Source organism: Flavobacterium cheniae (assembly GCF_004363695.1).
Lineage (GTDB): Bacteria > Bacteroidota > Bacteroidia > Flavobacteriales > Flavobacteriaceae > Flavobacterium > Flavobacterium cheniae.
Genome location: NZ_SNZC01000003.1, coordinates 50,893 through 73,662 on the forward strand (window position 1 = coordinate 50,893; position 22,770 = coordinate 73,662).

The 22,770-nt window shown below is 33.4% G+C and carries 22 protein-coding genes and 1 pseudogene; 15 read left to right on the plus strand and 8 right to left on the minus strand.

The features are described 5' to 3' along the window. Window positions 1-41: 41 nt before the first annotated feature. From C8D80_RS08965 to C8D80_RS08990, 6 genes and pseudogenes are all read left to right on the plus strand, one after another. Window positions 42-701 (plus strand): annotated as a pseudogene (locus tag C8D80_RS08965) (superoxide dismutase); the annotation flags it as partial. A 474-nt stretch (window positions 702-1,175) separates the two neighbouring features. Next, window positions 1,176-1,805, plus strand: coding sequence for an ABC transporter ATP-binding protein (locus tag C8D80_RS08970; protein ID WP_133609561.1), 630 nt, complete (start codon window positions 1,176-1,178; stop codon window positions 1,803-1,805). Beyond that, window positions 1,802-3,061, plus strand: a complete 1,260-nt coding sequence (locus tag C8D80_RS08975) for an ABC transporter permease (protein ID WP_133609563.1) — start codon at window positions 1,802-1,804, stop codon at window positions 3,059-3,061. Before C8D80_RS08970 ends, C8D80_RS08975 begins: the two co-directional genes overlap by 4 nt. Continuing rightward, entirely contained in the window at window positions 3,054-3,545 is a 492-nt protein-coding gene (locus C8D80_RS08980) for a hypothetical protein (protein ID WP_133609565.1), read from the plus strand. Before C8D80_RS08975 ends, C8D80_RS08980 begins: the two co-directional genes overlap by 8 nt. Window positions 3,546-3,595: 50 nt before the next feature. Then, complete coding sequence (locus tag C8D80_RS08985; RefSeq protein ID WP_133609567.1) at window positions 3,596-4,288, plus strand: YjjG family noncanonical pyrimidine nucleotidase; 693 nt, start codon at window positions 3,596-3,598, stop codon at window positions 4,286-4,288. Window positions 4,289-4,290: 2 nt separating this feature from the next. After that, window positions 4,291-5,016, plus strand: coding sequence for a hypothetical protein (locus C8D80_RS08990; RefSeq protein ID WP_133609569.1), 726 nt, complete (start codon window positions 4,291-4,293; stop codon window positions 5,014-5,016). Between the two features lie 3 nt (window positions 5,017-5,019). Here C8D80_RS08990 and C8D80_RS08995 read toward each other — a convergent pair whose 3' ends face one another. Next, window positions 5,020-6,297 (minus strand): replication-associated recombination protein A, encoded by a 1,278-nt coding sequence (locus C8D80_RS08995; protein WP_133609571.1) that lies wholly within the window; start codon window positions 6,295-6,297, stop codon window positions 5,020-5,022. A gap of 72 nt (window positions 6,298-6,369) precedes the next feature. On the opposite strand from C8D80_RS08995, the gene C8D80_RS09000 reads away from it, so the two are divergent. Further along, window positions 6,370-7,122: a rhomboid family intramembrane serine protease gene (locus tag C8D80_RS09000; protein WP_133609573.1), complete on the plus strand. Its 753-nt coding sequence runs from the start codon at window positions 6,370-6,372 to the stop codon at window positions 7,120-7,122. Window positions 7,123-7,125: 3 nt separating this feature from the next. Here the strand turns inward: C8D80_RS09000 and C8D80_RS09005 are convergent, their stop codons facing one another. The 7 genes from C8D80_RS09005 to C8D80_RS09035 form a co-directional block, all read right to left on the minus strand. Further along, window positions 7,126-7,488 (minus strand): hypothetical protein, encoded by a 363-nt coding sequence (locus C8D80_RS09005; RefSeq protein WP_133609575.1) that lies wholly within the window; start codon window positions 7,486-7,488, stop codon window positions 7,126-7,128. A 65-nt stretch (window positions 7,489-7,553) separates the two neighbouring features. Continuing rightward, entirely contained in the window at window positions 7,554-8,288 is a 735-nt protein-coding gene (rlmB, locus tag C8D80_RS09010) for a 23S rRNA (guanosine(2251)-2'-O)-methyltransferase RlmB (protein ID WP_133609577.1), read from the minus strand. A gap of 71 nt (window positions 8,289-8,359) precedes the next feature. Beyond that, a complete protein-coding gene (locus C8D80_RS09015; protein WP_133609579.1) occupies window positions 8,360-9,328 on the minus strand; it encodes a pre-peptidase C-terminal domain-containing protein in 969 nt (322 codons plus the stop codon). A 12-nt stretch (window positions 9,329-9,340) separates the two neighbouring features. Continuing rightward, on the minus strand, window positions 9,341-10,198 hold the full coding sequence (locus tag C8D80_RS09020; RefSeq protein WP_133609581.1) for a hypothetical protein: 858 nt from the start codon (window positions 10,196-10,198) through the stop codon (window positions 9,341-9,343). 11 nt (window positions 10,199-10,209) lie between these two features. Then, window positions 10,210-11,697 (minus strand): SusD/RagB family nutrient-binding outer membrane lipoprotein, encoded by a 1,488-nt coding sequence (locus tag C8D80_RS09025; protein WP_133609583.1) that lies wholly within the window; start codon window positions 11,695-11,697, stop codon window positions 10,210-10,212. A gap of 8 nt (window positions 11,698-11,705) precedes the next feature. Next, complete coding sequence (locus C8D80_RS09030; RefSeq protein WP_133609585.1) at window positions 11,706-14,750, minus strand: SusC/RagA family TonB-linked outer membrane protein; 3,045 nt, start codon at window positions 14,748-14,750, stop codon at window positions 11,706-11,708. A gap of 94 nt (window positions 14,751-14,844) precedes the next feature. Next, window positions 14,845-16,506 (minus strand): BamA/TamA family outer membrane protein, encoded by a 1,662-nt coding sequence (locus tag C8D80_RS09035; protein ID WP_133609587.1) that lies wholly within the window; start codon window positions 16,504-16,506, stop codon window positions 14,845-14,847. A gap of 259 nt (window positions 16,507-16,765) precedes the next feature. Between C8D80_RS09035 and rpsL the strand changes: the two genes are divergently transcribed. The 8 genes from rpsL (at window position 16,766) to rplB (ending at window position 22,769) form a co-directional block, all read left to right on the plus strand. Further along, complete coding sequence (gene rpsL, locus C8D80_RS09040) at window positions 16,766-17,173, plus strand: 30S ribosomal protein S12 (protein WP_026725646.1); 408 nt, start codon at window positions 16,766-16,768, stop codon at window positions 17,171-17,173. A 24-nt stretch (window positions 17,174-17,197) separates the two neighbouring features. Further along, window positions 17,198-17,674 carry a 30S ribosomal protein S7 gene (rpsG, locus tag C8D80_RS09045; RefSeq protein WP_073583337.1) on the plus strand — a complete coding sequence of 159 codons (477 nt, stop codon included), beginning with the start codon at window positions 17,198-17,200 and terminating at the stop codon, window positions 17,672-17,674. Between the two features lie 11 nt (window positions 17,675-17,685). Then, complete coding sequence (fusA, locus tag C8D80_RS09050) at window positions 17,686-19,842, plus strand: elongation factor G (RefSeq protein WP_133609589.1); 2,157 nt, start codon at window positions 17,686-17,688, stop codon at window positions 19,840-19,842. Between the two features lie 11 nt (window positions 19,843-19,853). Then, entirely contained in the window at window positions 19,854-20,159 is a 306-nt protein-coding gene (gene rpsJ, locus C8D80_RS09055; RefSeq protein ID WP_008254495.1) for a 30S ribosomal protein S10, read from the plus strand. Window positions 20,160-20,393: 234 nt separating this feature from the next. Continuing rightward, on the plus strand, window positions 20,394-21,011 hold the full coding sequence (gene rplC, locus C8D80_RS09060) for a 50S ribosomal protein L3 (RefSeq protein ID WP_133609591.1): 618 nt from the start codon (window positions 20,394-20,396) through the stop codon (window positions 21,009-21,011). Next, entirely contained in the window at window positions 21,011-21,640 is a 630-nt protein-coding gene (gene rplD, locus C8D80_RS09065) for a 50S ribosomal protein L4 (RefSeq protein ID WP_008254492.1), read from the plus strand. Before rplC ends, rplD begins: the two co-directional genes overlap by 1 nt. Window positions 21,641-21,647: 7 nt before the next feature. Further along, window positions 21,648-21,938, plus strand: coding sequence for a 50S ribosomal protein L23 (gene rplW / locus C8D80_RS09070; RefSeq protein ID WP_133609593.1), 291 nt, complete (start codon window positions 21,648-21,650; stop codon window positions 21,936-21,938). Between the two features lie 6 nt (window positions 21,939-21,944). After that, on the plus strand, window positions 21,945-22,769 hold the full coding sequence (gene rplB, locus C8D80_RS09075) for a 50S ribosomal protein L2 (RefSeq protein ID WP_133609595.1): 825 nt from the start codon (window positions 21,945-21,947) through the stop codon (window positions 22,767-22,769). The last annotated feature ends 1 nt before the right edge of the window (window position 22,770 follow it).

Here is a 22,770-nt window from a genome sequence, read left to right on the forward strand (position 1 = left end):
TCTAACTGATAAGCCGTATTTTTATCAAAAATTAACACAACATGAAAAACATAAAATTTTTAGTTGCCACACTTTTAGTAACATTAACAGCATCGGCTCAGTTTACACAAAAAGCATTGCCGTATGCTTATAATGCATTGGAGCCATTTGTAGATGCGCAAACTATGGAAATTCATTACAGCAAGCACCATGCGGCTTATGTTAAAAATTTAAATACAGCTTTAGCAGGAACTGCTGATGAAAAATTAAGCTTAAACGAAATTTTTGCAAAAGTTTCTACTATGCCTGCAGCGGTTCGTAACAATGCAGGTGGACATTACAATCATGAATTGTTTTGGTCGGTATTAACACCTGAGAAAAACACTAAGATGTCTGCCGAATTAGAAAAAGCAGTAATTGAAACTTTTGGAAGTTTTGATGTGTTGAAAGAAAAATTAAATGCGGCTGGAGCAAGTCGTTTTGGTTCAGGTTGGGCTTGGTTGGTTGTGACTAAAGAAGGAAAATTAGTTGTTAGTTCAACACCAAATCAAGATAATCCATTAATGGATATTGCAGAAGTAAAAGGAACACCAATCTTCGGAATCGATGTTTGGGAACATGCTTATTACTTAAAGTATCAAAATAAAAGAGCCGATTATCTATCTGCTTTGTGGAGTGTTGTAAATTGGACAGAAGTAAGCAAAAGATACAAAGCAGCAATGCCAAAACCAGACACATTTGCTTCTTGGCCAGAAATCAAGACCTTTCATAAAGTAATGTCGCAAACCTTTCATCCAAGTGAAGAAGGAAACTTGCAACCTATCAAAGAAAGAAGCGCTGAAATGGCTGAAAAAGCAAATGCTTTAAAAATGGCTAAAATTCCAGCTCAATTCAATAAAAAAGAAATTGTGGCTGCTGTTAATAAATTAGCTAAAGACAGTAAAGCGTTGGATAAATTAGTAAAATCTAAAGCAGCTGATGCAAAAATCACTAAAGCTTTAAATGGATTACACGACACTTTTCATACAATTGTAGGTTTGTGTACACATGATGAAGAATAGTTAATTAATCAAATAAAAATTGTCAAGCTGAACTCGTTTCAGCTTCTTTTTTGATATCTGATTATTACAATTTATTTAAGAAATTTTTTAAACGAATTTGTTATCTTGCAACATTAAATTAATGCTGAAACAATAATGATAAGCACTAAAAACATACGGTTTTCTTATAGTAAAGAGCAAGAATTTATCTTTCCAGATTTGTATTGCGAAGCAGGAAACACGCTTTTAATTACAGGAGATTCTGGTAAAGGTAAAACGACCTACTTACATATTTTAGCAGGATTATTAAAACCAGCTAAAGGCGAAATAGAAATCGATAAAACGGATATCGTAGCACTTTCAGAAAAAGCAACCGATAAATTCCGCGGAAAGCATATTGGTGTGGTTTTTCAAAAATCACATTTCATTAGCGCTTTAACCGTTTTGGAAAATTTAGAAATGGCTAGTTGGTTGGCAACGGGTAAAAAACATACCAAACGTGCAAAGAAATTATTAGAACAATTGGGAATTGAAAATCAAGCCAATAAATTGCCTTCGCAATTAAGTATCGGGCAACAACAACGCGTTTCGATTGCACGTGCTTTGATGAATGAACCAAAAGTTTTGTTAGCTGATGAACCCACATCAAGTTTAGATGATAAAAATGCGGAAAAAGTAATCGAATTGCTGACTTCTTTATCGAAAGAGTATAAGGCAGCTTTACTAATCGTTACGCATGATAACCGAATTAAAGAAAGATTTATCAATAAAATTACCTTGATATGATAGCAAAATTAGCATGGAAAAATATATGGTTCAAACCATTAAATACCATCTTGAGTGTTGTTTTGCTAACCTCAAGTGTTGCGATTATTACCACTTTAGTTTTAGTCGAAAAACAGTTTGAAGAAAAGTTTTCAAGCAATATTGATGGAGTAGATTTGGTAATGGGTGCTCAAGGAAGTCCGTTACAATTGATTTTGTCTTCAGTTTACCAAGTGGATTCTCCTACAGGAAATATTAGTTACGATTCGGCAAAAGTTTGGATGCAACATCCGTTTGTTCAAAAAGCGATTCCTTTAGCTTTTGGGGATAATTATCGTGGATATAAAATCTTAGGAACAACTCCTGATTATTTAGAAAAATATGGTGCAAAGATTGCCAAAGGAAACCTATTCGAAAAAAACTTCGAAGTCGTAATCGGAAGTGATATTGCTCAAAAATTAAGTTTAAAAATTGGTGATGAGTTCTTCGGTTCGCATGGCGATGCGGCAGAAGGAGAAGTGCACGATCATTACGGATATAAAGTTGTTGGAATTGCAAAACCAACAGGGAAAGTAGTCGATAATTTGATTTTGTGTACGATTCCAAGTGTTTGGCAAATGCACGGCGGACATGAAGAAGCAGAAAATCCAGCGCATGGTGAAGAAGGTCACGTTCATGTAGAAGGAGAAGAACATCACGAAGAAGCCGACATGACTTTAGATGAACCTGGAATGGAAATCACAGCTGTTTTACTTAAATTCCGAAACAAAATGGGAATTGTAACTTGGCCAAGAATCATCGCGCAAAACACCAAGATGCAAGTCGCTTCACCAGCAATTGAAGTAAATCGTTTGTTTTCTTTATTCGGAATTGGAATTTCAGCTTTACAATATTTAGCATACGGAATTATGTTGATTTCAGGAATTTCGATTTTCATCGCACTTTACAATACTTTAAAAGAACGCGAAAACGAATTTGCCTTAATGCGTGTCAACGGTGCCAAAAGATTACAACTTTTAAAAGTCGTAATGATTGAAAGTTTGCTTTTATGTGTGGTTGGATTTATTTTTGGTACGATTTTGGGAAGAGTAGGATTAAGTATGTTGTCCAACTCAGCCGAAGAAGATTTCAAAATGAGTTTCAATCCATACGAATTTATTTGGGAGAAAGAAGGAACTTTATTTTTACTAACTATATTTGTGGGCTTTATTGCAGCATTAATTCCTGCCATAAAAGCATACAATTTAAATATTTCAAAAACATTAGCAAATGCGTAATTATATTAAATTAAGTTTAGCTTTAGTCGTTTTTATTTCGATGATGAGCTTTTCAGATAGTACAACTTCAATTGTAAAAGCTTCTACTAAAACATCAGTAGCAGCAGATACGCTGACATGGAAACTATTGGGTGATATCAAATATGTTCGCAAAAAGCATGCGACTTATGGTGAAGTAGAATTCCCACAAGTGAACATGAAATTGAAAATGATGCAAAAGAAAACCGTTTTCATGAGCGGTTTCATTGTGCCAATTGATAACAAAAATTACGCGTTAAGTAAAAACGTATTTGCCGCTTGTTTCTTCTGTGGAAAATCAGGACCAGAAACAATTGCGGGTATCAAATTTAAAGGTGGCGCTTTTCCAAAGTTAAAAACCGATACGTATGTAACTTTAAAAGGAACTTTTAGATATAATGAAACCGATGTAGAAGATTGGATTTACCATATCGAAGACGCCGTAATTATTTCTCAAAGTAAATAAATTAGAAGCCCATTCGTTTGGGCTTTTTTTAATCATTCAAACACATAGCATTGTATTCATTCCAACATAAAAAACACATTTTCTTTGATTTAGATCACACGCTTTGGGATTTTGATAAAAATTCAGGATTTGCTTTTGATACGATTTTCAAACAACAAGGATTTGATATTGAATTGTCGAATTTTTTAAATATTTACATTCCAAGAAATCAACATTATTGGAAATTGTACCAAGTGAATAAAATCACGCATGACGATTTACGTTATTATCGTTTGAAAGACGTTTTTGATGCATTACAATTTAAAGTTTCAGATGAAATGATTCATCATTTGTCTGAAGAATACATCAAATATTTACCCGAATACAATCACCTTTTTGACGGTGCTATTGAGTTATTGGATTATCTAAAGCCGAAATATCAATTGCATATTATAACGAATGGTTTTGCTTCGGTTCAAACAAAAAAAATGAAAAATTCTAATATTGATCATTATTTTGAAACGATAACCAATTCGGAAATGGCTGGAGTTAAAAAACCACATCGCAACATATTTGATTTTGCCTTATCTTTGGCAAAAGCTTCAAAAGAAGAAAGTTTAATGATAGGCGATAGTTATGAAGCCGATATTATTGGTGCACAAGAAGCAGGTATAGAAGCGGTGTTTTTCAATGAACAAAATATTGAAGTAGAAAATCCTGTATTTCAGGTAAAACATTTATTAGAATTAAAAAATATATTATAGTTATGAAGAAAGTAGTTTTATTATTCGTTTTGTTTGTTTACTCTTTTTCTTTTGCTCAAGATAATTACAAGTATGTTATCGTACCAAAAAAATTCAGTTTTTTAAAGGAAGAAAATAAATTTGGATTGAATGAATTGACAAAATCTTTTTTTGAGAAGGAGGGATTTGAAGTTTTTTATGATAGCGATGTTTTACCTCCAAAGCTTTATCAAAATAGATGTTTGGCTTTATTTATAGTCCCAGTTGAAAGTAATACAATGTTTTTAACAAAAATTTATTTTGAAATAAAAGATTGTAAAAATAATATTTTACTACAAAGTGAATTAGCTACAAGTAGAGAAAAATTATTAAAAACAGCTTATAATCAAGCTTTTAGACAAGCTTTGTCTTCACTTAAAGGGAAAATAAATTTCAAAAATGTAGATGCAATAGAAAAAATAGAAGTTGTGGAAACTCCAAAAGAAGTAGATGTTGTTTCTAATAATGAAATTATTTCGAATTCAGTGGCCTCAAACACTTTATTTGCAATTCCAATGGTTAATGGTTATAAACTTGTGAACGATAAGCCAGAAACCATTATTATTTTAAAGAAAACTTCTGCAGACAATATTTTCATAGCTCAGAAAGATTCAAAATCAGGTGTTTTAATGAAGAAGAGTAGTGGTTGGTTTTTTGAATATTACGAAGGAGATAAATTATTTTCAGAAAAAGTGGAGGTTAAGTTTTAAGACTTAATACCCATATTTATCCTTCCAACGATTCTTTAAAAACTGACGCAATTCTTTTTCACGAGCATTTTCGCCTGGTTCAAAGAATTTAGTTTCAGAAATTTCAGTTGGTAAAAATTCTTGTTCGGCAAAATTGTTGGGAAAATCGTGAGAGTATTTATATTCATCTCCGTAACCTAACTCTTTCATTAATTTGGTTGGTGCATTTCGTAAATGAATAGGAACTGGTAAATCGCCAGTTTGTTTTACCATTTGTTGCGCTTTTCCAATTGCCATATAACTGGCGTTGCTTTTTGCTGAAGTTGCTAAATAAATTGCACACTGGCTCAAAATAATACGACTTTCAGGATAGCCAATTGTTGCCACCGCTTGAAAAGCATTATTTGCCATGATAAACGCTGTTGGATTGGCATTTCCTATATCTTCACTGGCTAAAATTAGCATTCTTCGAGCGATGAATTTAACATCTTCGCCACCTTCAATCATTCTAGCTAACCAATAAACAGCGCCATTTGGGTCACTTCCACGAATGGATTTGATGAAAGCTGAAACAATATCATAATGTTGTTCGCCTGTTTTGTCATACAACACCGTGTTTTTTTGCACCAATTGCATTACTTTTTCATTCGTAATTTCAATGGTGTCGCTTTCTGTAGCATTAATAACCAATTCGAAAATATTCAATAATTTTCGCCCATCGCCTCCTGAAAGTCTTATTAATGCTTCGGTTTCTTTTAATTGGATGTTTTTATTTTGTAGCTGAACATCAGTTTTCATCGCGCGATCTAACAACGCTTCCAAATCGTCTTTGGTAAATGCATTCAACACATATACCTGACATCTTGACAATAAAGCGGGAATGACCTCAAAACTCGGATTTTCAGTCGTTGCACCAATTAATGTAACCCAACCTTTTTCCACCGCTGCCAATAAAGAATCTTGTTGCGATTTACTAAAGCGATGAATCTCATCGATAAATAAAATCGGATTTTTAGCTGTGAATAGACCACTGCTTTGCTTCGCTTTTTCAATTACTTCACGAATGTCTTTTACGCCCGAATGTATGGCACTCAGTTGGTAAAACGGACGTTTGCTTTCTTGCGCCATGATTTGTGCTAAGGTAGTTTTTCCAGTTCCTGGAGGTCCCCATAAAATCAAACTTGGAATTAATCCTTTGGCAATTTGTTGCGTTAACGAACCCTCAGGTCCTACTAAATGCAATTGGCTGATGTAGTCTGATAATTGTTGTGGGCGAATGCGTTCGGCTAATGGTTGATTCATGACGTAAAATTACAATTTTATGACAAATGTGCATAGAAATATTTTTGGCTTTATCTTTGAATTCAAATCAATATGGAAAAACAGCACGATAATCCTTTTCAGTTTACAAAAGCGGTCATTTTATTACCGCTATTTTTTGTATTGACATTATGGTCAGTTTTTTGGTATGAATTACAATTTCATGATAACTTGTCTCATTTTGGAATTTATCCAAGGGAGGTTTATGGATTAAAAGGAATTCTTTTTAGTCCGTTTTTGCATGGCGATATTGAGCATTTGGCAAATAATTCAGTTGCGTTATTGGTCTTGTTGCCTATTTTAAGATATTTCTACAAAGAACAATCGTTTGTTGTTTTGCTGTTCGGAATTATATTTTCAGGATTAGGAACTTGGTTGTTGGGAAGACCAAGTTACCACATTGGTGCCAGTGGATTAATTTATGCTTTGGTAAGTTTTATTTTCTTCAAAGGCATTTTTACTAAATATTATCGATTAGTAGCTTTATCATTCACCATCGTAATTTTATACGGAGGAAGCGTTTGGTATATGTTTCCAAATGTAAAAGAAGGTATTTCTTGGGAAGGACATTTAGCAGGATTTCTTGTTGGATTAGCCTTAGCCTTAGTATTAAAAACACCGCAATTTTCAAAACCGATTTTCTACGAATGGGAAAAACCTGATTTCAATCCAGAATTAGATCCCTTTATGAAAAACTTCGATGAAAAAGGTAATTTCAATCCACCACCAAAACCAGAAGAAGTCATTAGAGAATACTTCAATTCTTCTATGAAAGTGGTTTATGAGTTTTTAGGAGGGAAGAAGTAGTTTTTATTGAATTGATTTGTATAGTATAATTTTTTTACTACTTCTGTCTTTTGATAAATATTTAAATACGATTTTCTTATCAGAAATCTTGATGATTTTTAAAATAGAAGTTTCGTTCTTTTCATCATCATAAGTTAATGCGATTAAATTATCTGAAAAAAGATATTTTCCGGTCAAAATTATATCAACATCAAGTCTGATTTCCTCAGCAAAACTTCCATCATTATTAAAAGTAATGCATCTTTCTTGAATTGTTGAGATTGTTTTTTGTTCACTTAGATTTGAACAAAATTTCCCAATTAAAACATCTTGGCTATATGATAAAATTGAAAAAAGAAAAATTAAGCTAAAGAATGTTGTTCTCATAACTATTAATTTTGAACACTGAACACTGAACACTGAACACTGAACACTGAACACTGAACACTGAACTACATTCTCTGTCTCAAAGCCTCGTACAAAAACGCACCACAAGCCACAGAAACATTTAAGGATTCTATAGTGCCAAACATAGGTAATTTTGCTTTTTCATCTACAATTTTTAATACCGAAGGATTAACACCTCGGTCTTCGCTGCCCATAATAATCGCAATTCCTTCGTTGAAGTTGATGTCGTAAATATGGTTTTCTGTTTTTTCAGTTGCAGCAACGGTTTTAATTCCAGAACCTTGCAAATAGAAAATCGCATCTTTAATGTGGTCTACTTTGCAAATAGGCACATTAAAAACCGCACCAGCTGAAGTTTTAACCGTATCGCCATTCACAGGAGCCGAACCTTGTTTTTGGATAATGATTCCGTCAACACCCGTACATTCTGCAGTTCTGATGATAGCGCCAAAGTTACGTGCATCGGATAATTGATCTAAAATTAGGAATAAAGGTTTTTTACCACTTTCGATAACGCCTTCTACTAAAGTTTCTAATGAAACAAAAGAAATAGGAGCAATGGTTGCCACCGCACCTTGGTGATTATTTGGAGTTAATCGGTTTAGTTTTTCAACAGGAACGTATGAAAAGTTGATGTTGTTTCTTTTCATTGTTTTCATCAAATCTTGCATTAAGTCGCCTTGTGCATCTTTTTGAACGAATACTTTATCAATTTCCTTTTTAGCGTTAATTGCTTCAATTATTGCTCTAATCCCGAATATTTGGTTGTCTTTTTCCATGAGGCAAAGGTATAAAAAAACCACTTCAATTGAAGTGGTTTTGGATTTATGTTTTTAAAACTCTTTTGAGTTTATTTTTTTAGATTAATTCGGTTACCAGCTCTTTTAGCATTTCTTCCTTGAAATACAACTTGGCTGTTTGGATTAGTAATTGTAAAAATGTGTCCTACTTTTGTTATTTCAAAGGTAATGATTGCATTTGAATTACCGTCGTCCAATCCTCCTTGATCCATTGGGAAATAAGAAGAAACATCAACCGTTTGTGATAATGGTAAACCAGGTTTATTAAATGTAACAGAAGCTGGAATGTTTATTGGTTGGTTGTAACCATAAGTTGTCCAAAGACTAACATCTAAATAGTATGTTCCGTCTGCTAATGCAGTACTAAGAACTAATTGTTCTGGACAATTGCTGTAGCTGAAGTCAATATAATCACCATTACTGTCGATTAGTTCTAGGTCCATATCTAAATCACAATTGTCAACCATTGTACCGTTATCATCAAAAGAACCAGACCAATTTAAGTCGATAACCAAGTCGCTTGAGTTTTCAATATTGATGTCAAAAACTAGGTCATTAACAGTTCCTAACAATGTTCTATTAGAGACTACTTTAAGTTTTAGGTTTTCTGTGCTTTCAATATCTAAATCATTAAGTAAAGAAATGTCAACACTATAAGATGTAGTGTAAGCAGGGATTTCGAAAATGTAGCCCACTGGTCCTCCGTTTTCTTCGATAGCCACACAATCTGGATCATTACTACGACAACCTGGAATTGAATAATCTTCCATGTCTGTTGCAGTGCTTTCATCTAACATAACCAAACGATATTCAATTGGTTTGTTGATTGCTTTATCTAAAGTGAAATCCAAGGTAATAACATCACCTTCTTTTGCGGTGAATGTTGTTGTACTTGATGTTAAAACAGGTTTTACTTTGCTTCCTAAATCAGTATCGTCGTCATTACAAGCAGTTAGCATTATAATTGACGAAAAAAGGACACTTGTAAAAAGGAATCGTATGATATTTATTTTTTTCATAATGAATCGTTATTAAAGTTTAGTGTATACGGCTGTAAAAGTTCTTCTAGCGGTACCGCTACTGAAACCTCTAATTGAGTAATACATGGTTATAGAGACTACTTCTCCAGTGTCAGGATCAAGAGTTACAAACCCTGAGTCGCTATCACCTTCAACTAAATTTGTATAATAATCACCAAGATATTGTTCTTCGATTTGTATAGATTGACAAACATCGTTAAATACAAAACCATCTCTTGGAGCACCATCAGAAGTTAAATCACCATTGCCATAAGGACCTGTTGAAGAAGTTACATATTGTCCAATACCAATTTCAGTAATTACCTCACCTGGGAAATTATAAGTCGTATTATTATCTGTACGAGTGACAACTAGGTCATAAGTACCAGCTAAGTTAGATTCACACTTAGCAATTGTAATTGTAATTTGTTTTTTATCATCTGCAATAACTGTTGCGTCTGAATTTGTTCCATCTAAGTTGATTACAATTGTTTTTGGAGTATTTCCTGGAAGTACAGAAGGATCTACTGTAATTGGAATTTGCGTAAAATCAGAACCTGCTTCTAATATTGTAGATGTTCCAGAAATGGTATAATCCGTTCCTTGAATTGCAGTACTGCTTGGGTCAATTGAAAATGATATAACAATATCTTCATTTGAAGGAGTTCCGTTAGCACCTCCAATTAGGTTAATCTTTTCATTAATTAAGTAAGGATCAGTATCTGCTCCAGTGAAAATGAACGAATTGAAACTTCTACTGAAACCTACAACTCTAGCTCCATTTCCTGTATTTTCTTCATCGTCTTTAACACACGATGTTATCATTAAAAGTGCGAAGAACGCTAATGATAAAATTTTAATTTTTTTCATATTTCTTTTTTTTATTCGTTCCAAAATATTTTACTAGTAAATGCTTGTGCTTCTGTTTGTTGGGGAACATTTGCCGTGTTTCCTGCAATTTCAGAACTTGGATAAAGTAGACGAATTGGTCTAGAAGTTCCAGGAGCTACAGTAGATAATGGAACGTGAGCTGGAAACCCAGTTCTTGTGTTTTCAATCCAAGTTTCTGCACCATTAATTCCGTTTAAAGCAATCCATTTTTGGTTGATAATTGCTTCAATTTCGTTTCCTGTTGAACTATCCCAATTTACAAGTGAAATAGATTGACTGAAATATGTGATAGCGTCTGATTCTGTTAAGCCTAAGATTTTGTATGATTCTTTAATACCACTTTCATATAAATCTTTAGCTGAACCTGTTAAATAGCCTCTCTGAACTGCTTCAGCTTGTAATAAGAAGCTTTCAGCTGCAGTAAATATAATTCCATCTTGAGCTGAATTAATTAATAAACCAGGACCAATATGAGAAACAGGGTAGTTTGTAGAAGCTTCTAAAATATCGCCTTGTTGATGACCAGCATAAGAACCATTTGAAGCTGCCGCATAGATACGGTTTCTTCTTGTGTCGTTTGTATTAGTCAAATACTCGATAGTGTATTTTGTAGCAGCAGTTGAGCTATAATTGTTTACAAAAGCATCGTTCACATTTAAAAACAATGAAGCAAATCCATTTTGTTGATTAGTAGCTGCTGCATAACCTGGGTTAATAGTTATGTTATCATTTGCTCCTAAAAATTCAGCACCATTTGCTTCCATTTCGTCAATTTTATCTTGAACATAAGTTCCAGATGCTGTTCTGTCAGATTCTCTTAATAAAATTCTAAGTTTAATTGTATTTGCGAATTTTTTCCATGTTTCCATGTCACCACCTAACATAACATCATTTCCGCCTGGGTTTAAGCTTCCAGCAGGAGCATTGTCAATAAGGGCAATCGCTTCATCTAATTGAATAATTAAATTACGATAAATTGTTAAATCATCATCGTATTCAGGTGTTAAATTAGCACCTCTTTTGTGTGCTTCTGAGTATGGAATATCTCCATACATATCAACTAAGTATTGAAAATAATACGATTTCATAATTTTAGCAATTGCTTTATAATTATCGTATTCTGTTCCTTCTACATTTTGAATAAAAGTATAATTTGAAGTTCTTAACATTAAGTTTTCAAAAATACCAGAATAGAAATCTGAAGTTACATTATAATTATGCTCATTAAAATAATAACTTGAGTTAGAAGCTCCAACATCTCTTGTCCAATTGTTCATCATAAGATTACCTAATTGGTTCATGTCTCTTGCCAATGTATTGTAAGTGTAAACTTGAGTAGCTGCAAGAACAATTGCCGGATCTATATTTTCAGATGTTGGATTGTTTGGGTCATCATTTACATCTAAAAAATCATCACATGAGTTTAGACTAGTAAGTACTACTAATCCAAAAGCTATATGTTTAAAAATATTTTTCATAGTATTTCTTAAAAAGTTAAGTTAAAGTTGATTCCGTAGGTTCTTGTTGGAGGCGCTTGGTTTCCTGTGCTAAGTCCAACATTGTTTCCTGTAGTGAATGAGAATTCAGGGTCAGTATAGTTTCTGTTTTCTTTTGGTAAAATCATGAAAACATTTCTAGCATTGAATCCGATAGATAGTCCGTCGATACCAATATGGCTTAATATATCTTTAGAAAAAGTATATGTTAAGGCAATTTCTCTACATTTAAAAGCAGTTGCGTCTAAAACGAAGTTTTCATCGATTTCTCTATAAATTCCTGTGTAATAGTCTTGTCCTCCTGATGTAGTTATTGTATTGTTTTCTGTGTAAACACCCGGTGAAGTTTCAATTACAGAGTTAGGGAAGATAAAAGGTTGTCTTCCGCCTTGAGCTGTAGCAATATCAGTTCCGTTTTGAATTAAACCATCTTTAACTCCAGCATAGAATACGTGTCCTGTTCTGTAATCAAATACTCCAGAAAGTTTGAAGTTTTTATAGCGTAAAGAAGTTGATAAACCTAAAATATAATCAGGTGTTGTTTTTCCTAATTTAACATTTGTTGCTTTTAATGGGTCGCCAGTTGAAGCGTCAATTACAACATTTCCATTTTCATCTCTTTGGTAACCAGTTCCAACAATCATTGGGAATTGTTCTCCAGCAATAGCAGCAATTCCAGCAGTTCCAAGGTAATCTCCAACAGCTACTTGAGTTGAAGTTTCGGTAACCTTGTCAACAACAGTTTTTGGTGCGCTATATCCAAAACGAATATCCCATGTTATATTGTCTGTTTTTACGGGTGTTAATCCTAAATCTAATTCAATACCAGTAGATGTTGTTTCTCCAACATTTATTGTAGCTACGTTAGCTCCAGAAGCACTTGATGGAGATGTTTGAAGGATTTGATCTGTGTTTTTAGAACTGTAGTAACTAGCATCAAAAGTAATTCTACGTTTATAAAATTCAAGATTTAAATTAATCTCTTTAGATATGTTATTCTCATTTCTTAAGTTTCCATCAGTGATTTCTAAATTTTGTACAAATGAGTTAATTGTACTGTATGGGAAACCTGCACTTGCGCCGCTTAAAAAACGGTCGTTGATGTCATATGGTCCTACAATTGCATTACCAACTTTTACTATACTTGCTGATAATTTTGCATAATTTAAGATTTCACCACCAAAATTTTCAAATGCTTTTGTTGGTATAAAAGAAACACCAGCACTTGGGTAGAAAAACGAATTATTGTTCTTGTTTAATACCGATGTCCAGTCATTTCTTCCTGTTAAATTAAGGAATAAATAATCTTTATATCCAAAATCAACATTTGCAAAAAAGGCATATCCTCTTTGTTGTGATTTAAAATCAGTTGGAATTGCATTTCCAGTAATGTTAGAAATATTATACAATCCTGGAACTACTAAACGTTCACCTCTAATAGAAGAAGCATTTGATTCTATACTAGTAATATTGTTACCAACGTTTGCTTTAAATGAAATGTCATTAGTAAGCATATAATTAAAGTTCAATAAGAAATCTGAATATATTCTTCTTGAATTACTGTTGTTAACTTCATATGAAGAAACATAATCAAATGGAGAATCCCAATAAACTACTTCAGCAACATAACCATTGAAAAATTCGTAACCATTAAATGAAGTTGTTCTAAAACTTGCTCTATAAGTCGCGTCGATGTTTTTGTTGATTTTGTATCCAATTTCTCCAACACCTTCAATAGTCTGTCCTTTAGTGTCGATTCTTTCGTTTTTAAGTCTCCAATATGGACTTAATTCCCAATATGTCCAGTGTGTTGCGTTGTCCGGATTTGAAAAAGCTTCTACAGGTACATTTACAGGAACTTGGGTTAATGAGTTATAAACAGAACCTTCTACACCTCCAGCCGTATTTTGGTGACTAGTAGTGTAACGTAAATTTGCGTTTAAACTCCATTTATCATTTGACTTACCACCGCTGAAATTGAAGTTATTTTTCTTAAAAGTATCTGAGGGAATAATACCACTTGTTTCTTGATTTCCGATAGAAAGGTTTACGTACCCGTTTTCATCACCTGAAGAAACTGCAATAGAGTTTAATTGAGTAGTTCCAGTGTTGAAAAATGGTTTGTAGTTGTCTTTAATAAAAGAATATGGCATTAAAGTTTGTTCCAAACCAGTTGGTTGAAGAGAACCGTCTAATTCTGGACCCCAACTCGTGTTTTCTGTAAAATCTTGAGCTCCTTGGTAGCCTTGTCCAAATCTGTTTTGAAGTTTTGGTAACATCGAAACTTCTTCAAAAGTGATAGAAGAATTTAGTGCAATATTAAATTTGCTTTCCTCTTTATTTCCTTTTTTTGTTGTAACGATAATTACACCATTTGATCCTTGTGATCCATATAAAGCAGCACCGTTTGAACCTTTGATTACGTTTATAGATTCAATAATTTCTGGATTTAATTCAGAGAATGCACCCGATGTTGAAATAACTCCATTAATAACAATTAAAGCTTCGTTGTTTCCTGAGATAGAGCGAAAACCACGTAATTGAATTCTAGTGTTTGGGTTTACACCATTATTAATAGTGTTGATTTGTAAACCTGATACTTTTCCAACTAATCCCACAGCTGCATTAGTCGCTTTTGCTTGGTTTAATTCATCTGTTTTTACAACTTGTGATGCTGTTGTGATTTCGTCTGGTTTTCTTTTTATACCTAAAGCTGTAACTACAACTGATTCAAGTTCGGTCACATCCTCCTTCATTGTAATGTTGATTTTTGAAGATGATACAACAACTTCTTGAGGTAACATTCCGATAAATGAAAAAACAAGTACAGCTCCGTCATTTACTTTGATTTGATAGTTTCCATCAAAATCAGATTGAGTTCCGTTTTTTGTTCCTTTTTCAAGAATTGTAACTCCTGGAAGAGGCACTCCTCCTTCGTCAAGAATTGTTCCTGACACAGATTTTGCCTGAGCAAAAAATTGTTGACTTAACAACAGCGCTAAAAAGGTTAGTAATAAATTAATTTTTGATTTCATATTGGTTGATTTGAATTTATAATTCAAAATTGTGAATTATTTCATAACAAACCTAATATAATATTAACTTTTTTATAACATTTTTTGTGTTAAATTAAAAATTTGTCTTAAAACTAATATGTATAATTGAATTAGAGAGTTTTATCGCTTGGTCGCTTGTACTTCCGTTGGCGTAAACTAAATTAAAAAGTCCGTTTTTGGTAAATAATCCAAATCCAAAACCTAAGCCTAAAAGTTTATCATTTATTACTGCTGTTTTGTCTTGAAAATAGCCATAATCAGTTATGGAATGAATATATAAATTAGGAGTGACTAAATATCGGTATTCTGCCATAATTCCGCTAAAAACATTAGCTTGTAGGCTATTTTCGTTAAAGCCTCGTATCGAATTGATGCCTCCAAATCGAAACAACTCATTAATTACATAATCGTCACTTTGTAAATAAAAAGTTTGATTCCTTAGATAAATACTGTTTTTCTGATTCAGATTAAAGTTGTGACTTAAATCCAATTGAGTAAAAAATTGACTTGTTTTTTTAGATGTAAGGGTTCGATTACCCGTCCCTGCTTTTATGTAGACTTTTGATTTTTCAGGAAAGATGAAGTTTTCGTTGTCAAAATTGGTGTGTTCAAAACTTGTAGTTAAAAAAGTATTCGTAAAATCATTCAAACTAAACGAGTTTGTGTTTTGAATGTCAACCGAAGTAGTTTTTTGATAACCAATAAAAGCTTTTGTGTTGTATGAAAAATAATAACCCAAATTCAAATCGGTAAGGGTATTCTGAAAAGTAGAATCTTGTTTAAAAATTCTCAAATTTGCTTTAATTCCGATGGGAGTTTTAAAAATATAAGGCAATTCGGTTCCTAAATTAAACGAAGTTTGTCTGTTGCCATCGTTTTTCCAATACAAATTGAATTTTTCGCCGGTGTTTAAAATATTCTGCAATTGCAAATCCAAATAACCGTTAAAAGTCAATTTACTTTGATCATCGTTTGAAAACCCTATAAAGCCATCAAATTTATTGGGTTTCGATTTTTCTAAATACACAAAAATTTTCGTCGAATCAGTTGTAAATAAAATTTCAGGATATTTCAGCTGACTCACAAATTGCAATTTATCAAACTCATCATTAATCTGCTTTAGATTATCTTGATTAAAAGTCGCTTTTTTAGCTTTTTTAGTAATTGCTTTTTTAATTCCTGCTGGAAATTTATCATAACCTACGATAACAATATCAGTAATATTTCTTTTCGAATTGAGTTTCAGTTGCAATTCAGAAAATAAATTGTTGTCAACTTTTCGCTGATTAGTCAATTGCAAATTCGCTAACGAATAGCCTTTCTTTTCCAGCAACGCAATTTTACTTTTCATGAAATTCTCAACTTCATTCATGGTAATGGTAATAGTGTCTTTCTCTAATTGTAATAGTGATTTTTCTTCGGCAGAAAGTTTACCTATATATATGCTATTGTTTTTTATCGAATTACCTAAATGATATTTAAAAACAAAACTACTATCATTCACTTTTTTCTGTTCTAATAGCAACCAATCAAAAAAACCTTCGTTCTTTAATTTACTTTCAAAACGTTTTTGCTCTTCTAAAAGTAAAGCAACTGAACTGTGTTTAGATTCGTATTGTAAACTGTCAATGGTTTTGTTTTCTGTTTCGGAAGTTCCTTTTATGTTTAAATAGAAATTTTGTCCCAATGAAAATTGGAAGCAAAAAAACAGAATAAAACCAAAAAGTAATTTCATAGCAGTAAAGAAACGAAAAAAAAGTAAAATAAATTTTATATTCACTTTGTCATTCTGAACTTGTATCATAATCTAACGCAACAATTCAAGAGAATTTTTGTCTTTCATTTTTGTAACTCAATACCAATCAAAACACTACAAAAATCAAATCGCATTGAAAATTAATAAATTATGATTTGGAAAGTAAAAAATAATTCCTACATTTGCAACCCCGTAAAAAGCGGGAATTTTAAACAGTAAAAATTTTTAGTATTTAATTATGCCAACAATTCAACAATTAGTAAGAACAGGGAGAACCCAAATAACTAAGAAGAGTAAATCGGCTGCTTTAGATTCTTGTCCTCAAAGAAGAGGTGTGTGTACTCGTGTTTACACAACAACTCCTAAAAAACCAAACTCAGCAATGAGAAAGGTAGCTAGGGTTCGTTTAACAAACGGTAACGAGGTGAATGCATACATTCCTGGAGAAGGTCACAATCTACAAGAGCACTCGATAGTATTAGTTAGAGGTGGAAGAGTAAAAGATTTACCAGGTGTACGTTACCACATCGTACGTGGAGCATTAGATACTGCGGGTGTTGCAGGAAGAACACAACGTAGATCTAAGTATGGAGCAAAACGTCCAAAACCAGGACAAGCACCTGCACCAACTGGAAAGAAAAAGTAATTTAAAATCTTTTAAAGAAAAGACATGAGAAAAAGAGCGGCCAAAAAAAGACCACTTTTACCAGATCCAAAATTTAACGATCAGTTAGTAACACGTTTTGTAAACAACTTAATGTGGGATGGTAAAAAATCAACAGCTTTTAAAGTTTTCTATGATGCATTAGAAATCGTTGAAACTAAAAAGCAAGATGCAGAAAAATCTGCTTTAGAGATTTGGAAAGATGCATTAACAAATGTTATGCCTCACGTAGAAGTTCGTTCACGTAGAGTGGGTGGAGCTACATTCCAAATTCCAATGCAAATTCGTCCAGATAGAAAGATTTCTTATGCTATCAAATGGATGATTCTTTATGCAAGAAGAAGAAACGAAAAATCAATGGCAGGAAAATTAGCTTCTGAAATTTTAGCTGCGGCTAAAGAAGAAGGTGCTGCTGTTAAGAAAAGAATGGATACTCACAAAATGGCAGATGCTAATAAAGCATTCTCTCACTTTAGATTTTAATTCGTACAGAAATGGCTAGAGATTTAAAATATACAAGAAATATTGGAATTGCTGCTCACATTGATGCTGGTAAAACAACAACAACTGAGCGTATCTTATTCTATACAGGAAAATCACACAAAATTGGTGAAGTACATGATGGTGCTGCAACAATGGACTGGATGGCACAAGAGCAAGAAAGAGGTATTACAATTACTTCAGCTGCTACAACTTGTGAGTGGAATTTTCCAACAGAGCAAGGTAAAGTATTGCCAGAAACATTACCATACCACTTTAATATTATCGATACTCCGGGACACGTTGACTTTACAGTTGAGGTAAACCGTTCGTTACGAGTATTAGATGGTTTAGTGTTCTTATTTAGTGCGGTTGATGGTGTTGAGCCTCAGTCTGAAACTAACTGGAGATTAGCTGACCAATATAGAGTTCCTCGTATGGGATTCGTAAACAAAATGGACCGTCAAGGTTCTAACTTCTTAAATGTTTGTCAACAAGTTAGAGACATGTTAAAATCTAACGCTGTTGCAATTACTTTACCAATTGGTGAAGAAAATGACTTTAAAGGAGTTGTTGACTTAGTAAAAAACCAAGCTATTATTTGGCATGACGAAACTCAAGGGGCAACTTTTGATATCGTGCCTATTCCAGCTGATATGGTTGACGAAGTAAAAGAGTATCGTTCAATTTTAATTGAAGAGATTGCTACTTACGACGAAAACTTGTTGGAAAAATACATGGAAGATGAAAACTCTATTACTGAGGATGAAATCAATACAGCTTTAAGAGCTGCTACAATTGATATGGCTATCATTCCTATGATTGCTGGTTCTTCTTTCAAAAATAAAGGTGTTCAGTTCATGTTAGATGCAGTATGTAAATACTTACCATCTCCAATGGATAAAGAAGGTATCGAAGGAATTCACCCTGATGATGCTGATTTATTAGAAGAAGATCAAAAGAAAATTTTACGTCGTCCTGATCCAAAAGAGCCGTTCGCAGCTTTAGCATTTAAAATTGCTACTGACCCTTATGTTGGTCGTTTAGCTTTCTTCCGTGCTTATTCAGGTCGTTTAGATGCTGGTTCTTATATCTTGAACACTCGTTCTGGAAACAAAGAGCGTATATCTCGTATTTACCAAATGCATGCTAACAAACAAAATCCAATCGAATATATTGAGGCTGGAGATATTGGAGCTGCTGTAGGATTTAAAGATATCAAGACTGGAGATACAATGTGTGATGAAAAACACCCAATTATTCTTGAGTCAATGAAATTCCCTGATCCTGTAATTGGTATCGCAATTGAGCCAAAAACAAAAGCTGACGTAGATAAAATGGGTATGGCTTTAGCTAAATTAGCTGAAGAAGATCCAACATTTACAGTTAGAACTGATGAGGCTTCAGGTCAAACGATTATTTCAGGTATGGGTGAGTTACACTTAGACATCCTTGTAGATCGTATGAAACGTGAGTTTAAAGTTGAGGTTAACCAAGGTGAGCCACAAGTAGAATATAAAGAAGCGTTCACAAAAGCAGCACAACACAGAGAAACTTACAAAAAGCAATCTGGAGGTCGTGGTAAATTTGGTGATATCGTATTCCGTTTAGAACCTGCTGATTTAGTAGACGGTAAAGCTCCTATGGGATTACAGTTTGTTAATGAAGTTAAAGGTGGTAACGTACCAAAAGAATATATTCCAGCTGTTGAAAAAGGTTTCAGAGAAGCTATGAAAGCAGGTCCTTTAGCAGGATATGCAGTAGATAGTTTAAAAGTAACTTTATTAGACGGATCTTTTCACCCTGTGGATTCTGATGCTCTTTCTTTCGAATTAGCAGCTAAAATGGGATATAAAGAAGTAGGTCGTGCTGCTGGTGCAGTTATTCTTGAGCCAATCATGAAAATCGAAGTTATTACTCCAGAAGAAAATATGGGTGATATCGTAGGTGACTTGAACCGTCGTAGAGGTCAAGTAAATGATATGGGTGACAGAAATGGTGCTAAAACTATCAAAGCAGATGTGCCTTTATCAGAAATGTTTGGTTATGTAACAACATTAAGAACATTATCATCAGGTAGAGCTACATCAACAATGGAGTTTTCACATTATGCAGAAACACCTTCTAATATTTCAGAAGCTGTAATCAAAAAAGCAAAAGGTAACGCTTAATTTTTAAGAAAATGAGTCAAAAAATCAGAATAAAATTAAAATCTTACGATCACATGTTGGTTGATAAATCAGCAGAGAAGATTGTAAAAACTGTAAAAAGTACTGGTGCAGTAGTAACGGGTCCAATTCCATTACCAACTCACAAAAAGATTTTTACTGTATTACGTTCTCCACACGTTAATAAAAAATCAAGAGAGCAGTTCGAATTAAGTTCATACAAGAGACTATTAGATATCTATAGTTCTTCTTCAAAAACTATCGATGCTTTAATGAAATTAGAATTACCTAGTGGTGTTGAAGTAGAAATCAAAGTATAATTGATTTAGATTGCAATCGCAATAACCATAAAAAAACCGTCAATGTTAATAGCATTACGGTTTTTTTCTTACCATATTTAGTGAGTGAAATTGCCTTTTTTGAAGGAAATTTCACTTAACTATTTATTTTTGCGATAATTAAAAAATAATTTATATATTTGCACCCTCAAAATGAGTAGTGTGCAAATACTATTTGTTGTATAAATAAGAGTTTAATTAATTAATTAGTTTAATATGTCTGGGTTAATCGGAAGAAAAATTGGCATGACTAGCATCTTTGATGAGAACGGGAAAAATATTCCTTGTACTGTAATCGAGTGTGGTCCATGCGTTGTTACCCAAGTCAGAACCAATGAAGTAGACGGATATTCTGCTATTCAGTTAGGTTTCGATGACAAAGCTGAAAAACGTTCTATTAAAGCTGAGTTAGGTCACTTTAAGAAAGCGGGAACAGCTGCAAAGAAAAAAGTCGTTGAATTCAAAGGTTTTGAACAGGAGTACAAATTAGGCGATGTAATCGCCGTTGACTTATTCGCTGAAGGTGAATTTGTTGATGTATTAGGAGTTTCTAAAGGAAAAGGATTCCAAGGGGTTGTTAAACGTCATGGTTTTGGCGGTGTTGGACAAGCAACACACGGTCAACACAACCGTTTAAGAGCACCAGGATCTGTAGGAGCGTCATCTTATCCATCTAGAGTATTCAAAGGAATGCGTATGGCTGGAAGAATGGGAGGAGATAATGTAACAGTACAAAACCTTAGAGTTTTAAAAGTGGTAGGTGAGAAAAATCTTTTAGTAATAAAAGGTTGTGTTCCAGGTCACAAAAACTCTTATGTAATCATTCAGAAGTAATGGAAGTAAAAGTTTTAGATATCAACGGAAAAGAAACTGGAAGAAAAGTTCAACTTTCTGATTCAGTTTTCGCAATCGAGCCAAACAAACATGCTGTATATTTAGATGTAAAGCAATATTTGGCTAATCAAAGACAAGGAAACCACAAAGCTAAAGAAAGAGCTGAAGTTGCAGGAAGTACTCGTAAAATTAAAAAACAAAAAGGAACTGGTACTGCTCGTGCAGGATCTGCAAAAAATCCTTTGTTTAAAGGTGGAGGTACAGTTTTTGGACCAAGACCAAGAAGCTACTCATTCAAATTGAACAAAAACTTAAAAAGATTAGCTCGTAAATCAGCTTTATCTTTAAAAGTAAATGAGTCAAATTTAGTAGTAGTTGAAGATTTTACATTTGACACACCAAGCACTAAAAATTTCATTAACGTATTGAAGTCTTTAGGGTTAGATAATAAAAAATCTTTATTTGTGTTGGGCGATTCAAATAAAAATGTATATTTGTCGTCACGCAATTTAAAAGCGTCTAGCGTTGTAACTACTTCAGAATTAAGTACTTATGCAATTTTAAATGCAAAAAGTTTAGTTCTTTTAGAAGGTGCTGTAGACGGAATTGAAGCTAATTTAAGTAAATAATAAGATTATGAGTATCATAATTAAGCCTATTATAACTGAGAAAATAACTAAAGATGGTGAAATTTTTAACCGTTTTGGTTTTGTAGTTGCAAAAACTGCTAACAAAATTCAGATCAAAAATGCTATTGAAGCAGCTTTTGGTGTGAATGTAGTTGCAGTTAATACAATGAACTATAGAGCTGATAGAAGTGTTAAATATACTAAAAGTGGTTTAATCAGTGGGAAAACAAATGCTTACAAAAAAGCAATTGTACAAGTTCAAGAGGGAGAAACAATAGATTTTTATACTAATATCTAATAGAAAATGTCAGTTAGAAAATTAAAACCTATTACCCCGGGTCAGCGATTTAGAGTTGTTAATAGCTTTGACACTATTACAACTGATAAGCCGGAGCGTTCATTGATCGCACCGAAAAAAAACTCTGGAGGTAGAAATAGTCAAGGAAAAATGACCATGCGTTACACAGGCGGTGGTCACAAACAAAAGTATCGTATTATCGATTTTAAAAGAACTAAAGTTGGAATTCCAGCTACAGTTAAAACTATCGAGTATGATCCAAATCGTTCAGCTTTTATTTCATTATTATTTTATGCTGATGGAGCTAAAACTTACATCATTGCACAAAATGGATTGCAAGTTGGGCAAACTGTAGTTTCAGGTCCAGATGCATCTCCAGAAATTGGAAATGCAATGCCTTTAAGTAAAATTCCTCTAGGAACTGTTATTTCGTGTATCGAATTAAGACCAGGTCAAGGAGCTGTAATCGCTCGTTCTGCAGGAACTTTCGCTCAGTTGATGGCAAGAGATGGAAAATATGCAACAATTAAAATGCCTTCAGGAGAAACAAGATTAATCTTGTTAACTTGTTCAGCTACTATTGGAGCAGTTTCTAACTCTGATCACCAATTAATCGTATCAGGTAAAGCTGGTAGATCAAGATGGTTAGGTAGAAGACCAAGAACAAGACCAGTAGCAATGAACCCAGTTGATCACCCTATGGGAGGTGGTGAAGGACGTTCATCTGGAGGTCATCCACGTTCAAGAAAAGGTTTACCTGCTAAAGGTTATAGAACTCGTTCTAAAGTTAACCCGAGTAATAAGTATATTGTAGAACGTAGAAAGAAATAAT

Excerpts from the sequence above, each read along its gene's own strand:
- rlmB (WP_133609577.1), bottom strand. The coding sequence starts at position 8,288 with ATGGAAAAAGACAACCAAATATTCGGGATTAGAGCAATAATTGAAGCA.
- C8D80_RS09030 (WP_133609585.1), bottom strand. The coding sequence starts at position 14,750 with ATGAAATCAAAAATTAATTTATTACTAACCTTTTTAGCGCTGTTGTTA.
- C8D80_RS08970 (WP_133609561.1), top strand. The coding sequence starts at position 1,176 with ATGATAAGCACTAAAAACATACGGTTTTCTTATAGTAAAGAGCAAGAA.
- C8D80_RS09035 (WP_133609587.1), bottom strand. The coding sequence starts at position 16,506 with ATGAAATTACTTTTTGGTTTTATTCTGTTTTTTTGCTTCCAATTTTCA.
- C8D80_RS08990 (WP_133609569.1), top strand. The coding sequence starts at position 4,291 with ATGAAGAAAGTAGTTTTATTATTCGTTTTGTTTGTTTACTCTTTTTCT.
- C8D80_RS09015 (WP_133609579.1), bottom strand. The coding sequence starts at position 9,328 with ATGAAAAAAATAAATATCATACGATTCCTTTTTACAAGTGTCCTTTTT.
- C8D80_RS09005 (WP_133609575.1), bottom strand. The coding sequence starts at position 7,488 with ATGAGAACAACATTCTTTAGCTTAATTTTTCTTTTTTCAATTTTATCA.
- rplC (WP_133609591.1), top strand. The coding sequence starts at position 20,394 with ATGTCTGGGTTAATCGGAAGAAAAATTGGCATGACTAGCATCTTTGAT.
- rpsL (WP_026725646.1), top strand. The coding sequence starts at position 16,766 with ATGCCAACAATTCAACAATTAGTAAGAACAGGGAGAACCCAAATAACT.
- C8D80_RS09020 (WP_133609581.1), bottom strand. The coding sequence starts at position 10,198 with ATGAAAAAAATTAAAATTTTATCATTAGCGTTCTTCGCACTTTTAATG.
- C8D80_RS08975 (WP_133609563.1), top strand. The coding sequence starts at position 1,802 with ATGATAGCAAAATTAGCATGGAAAAATATATGGTTCAAACCATTAAAT.
- C8D80_RS09025 (WP_133609583.1), bottom strand. The coding sequence starts at position 11,697 with ATGAAAAATATTTTTAAACATATAGCTTTTGGATTAGTAGTACTTACT.
- rpsJ (WP_008254495.1), top strand. The coding sequence starts at position 19,854 with ATGAGTCAAAAAATCAGAATAAAATTAAAATCTTACGATCACATGTTG.
- C8D80_RS08980 (WP_133609565.1), top strand. The coding sequence starts at position 3,054 with ATGCGTAATTATATTAAATTAAGTTTAGCTTTAGTCGTTTTTATTTCG.
- rplW (WP_133609593.1), top strand. The coding sequence starts at position 21,648 with ATGAGTATCATAATTAAGCCTATTATAACTGAGAAAATAACTAAAGAT.
- C8D80_RS09000 (WP_133609573.1), top strand. The coding sequence starts at position 6,370 with ATGGAAAAACAGCACGATAATCCTTTTCAGTTTACAAAAGCGGTCATT.
- rplD (WP_008254492.1), top strand. The coding sequence starts at position 21,011 with ATGGAAGTAAAAGTTTTAGATATCAACGGAAAAGAAACTGGAAGAAAA.
- rplB (WP_133609595.1), top strand. The coding sequence starts at position 21,945 with ATGTCAGTTAGAAAATTAAAACCTATTACCCCGGGTCAGCGATTTAGA.
- fusA (WP_133609589.1), top strand. The coding sequence starts at position 17,686 with ATGGCTAGAGATTTAAAATATACAAGAAATATTGGAATTGCTGCTCAC.
- rpsG (WP_073583337.1), top strand. The coding sequence starts at position 17,198 with ATGAGAAAAAGAGCGGCCAAAAAAAGACCACTTTTACCAGATCCAAAA.
- C8D80_RS08995 (WP_133609571.1), bottom strand. The coding sequence starts at position 6,297 with ATGAATCAACCATTAGCCGAACGCATTCGCCCACAACAATTATCAGAC.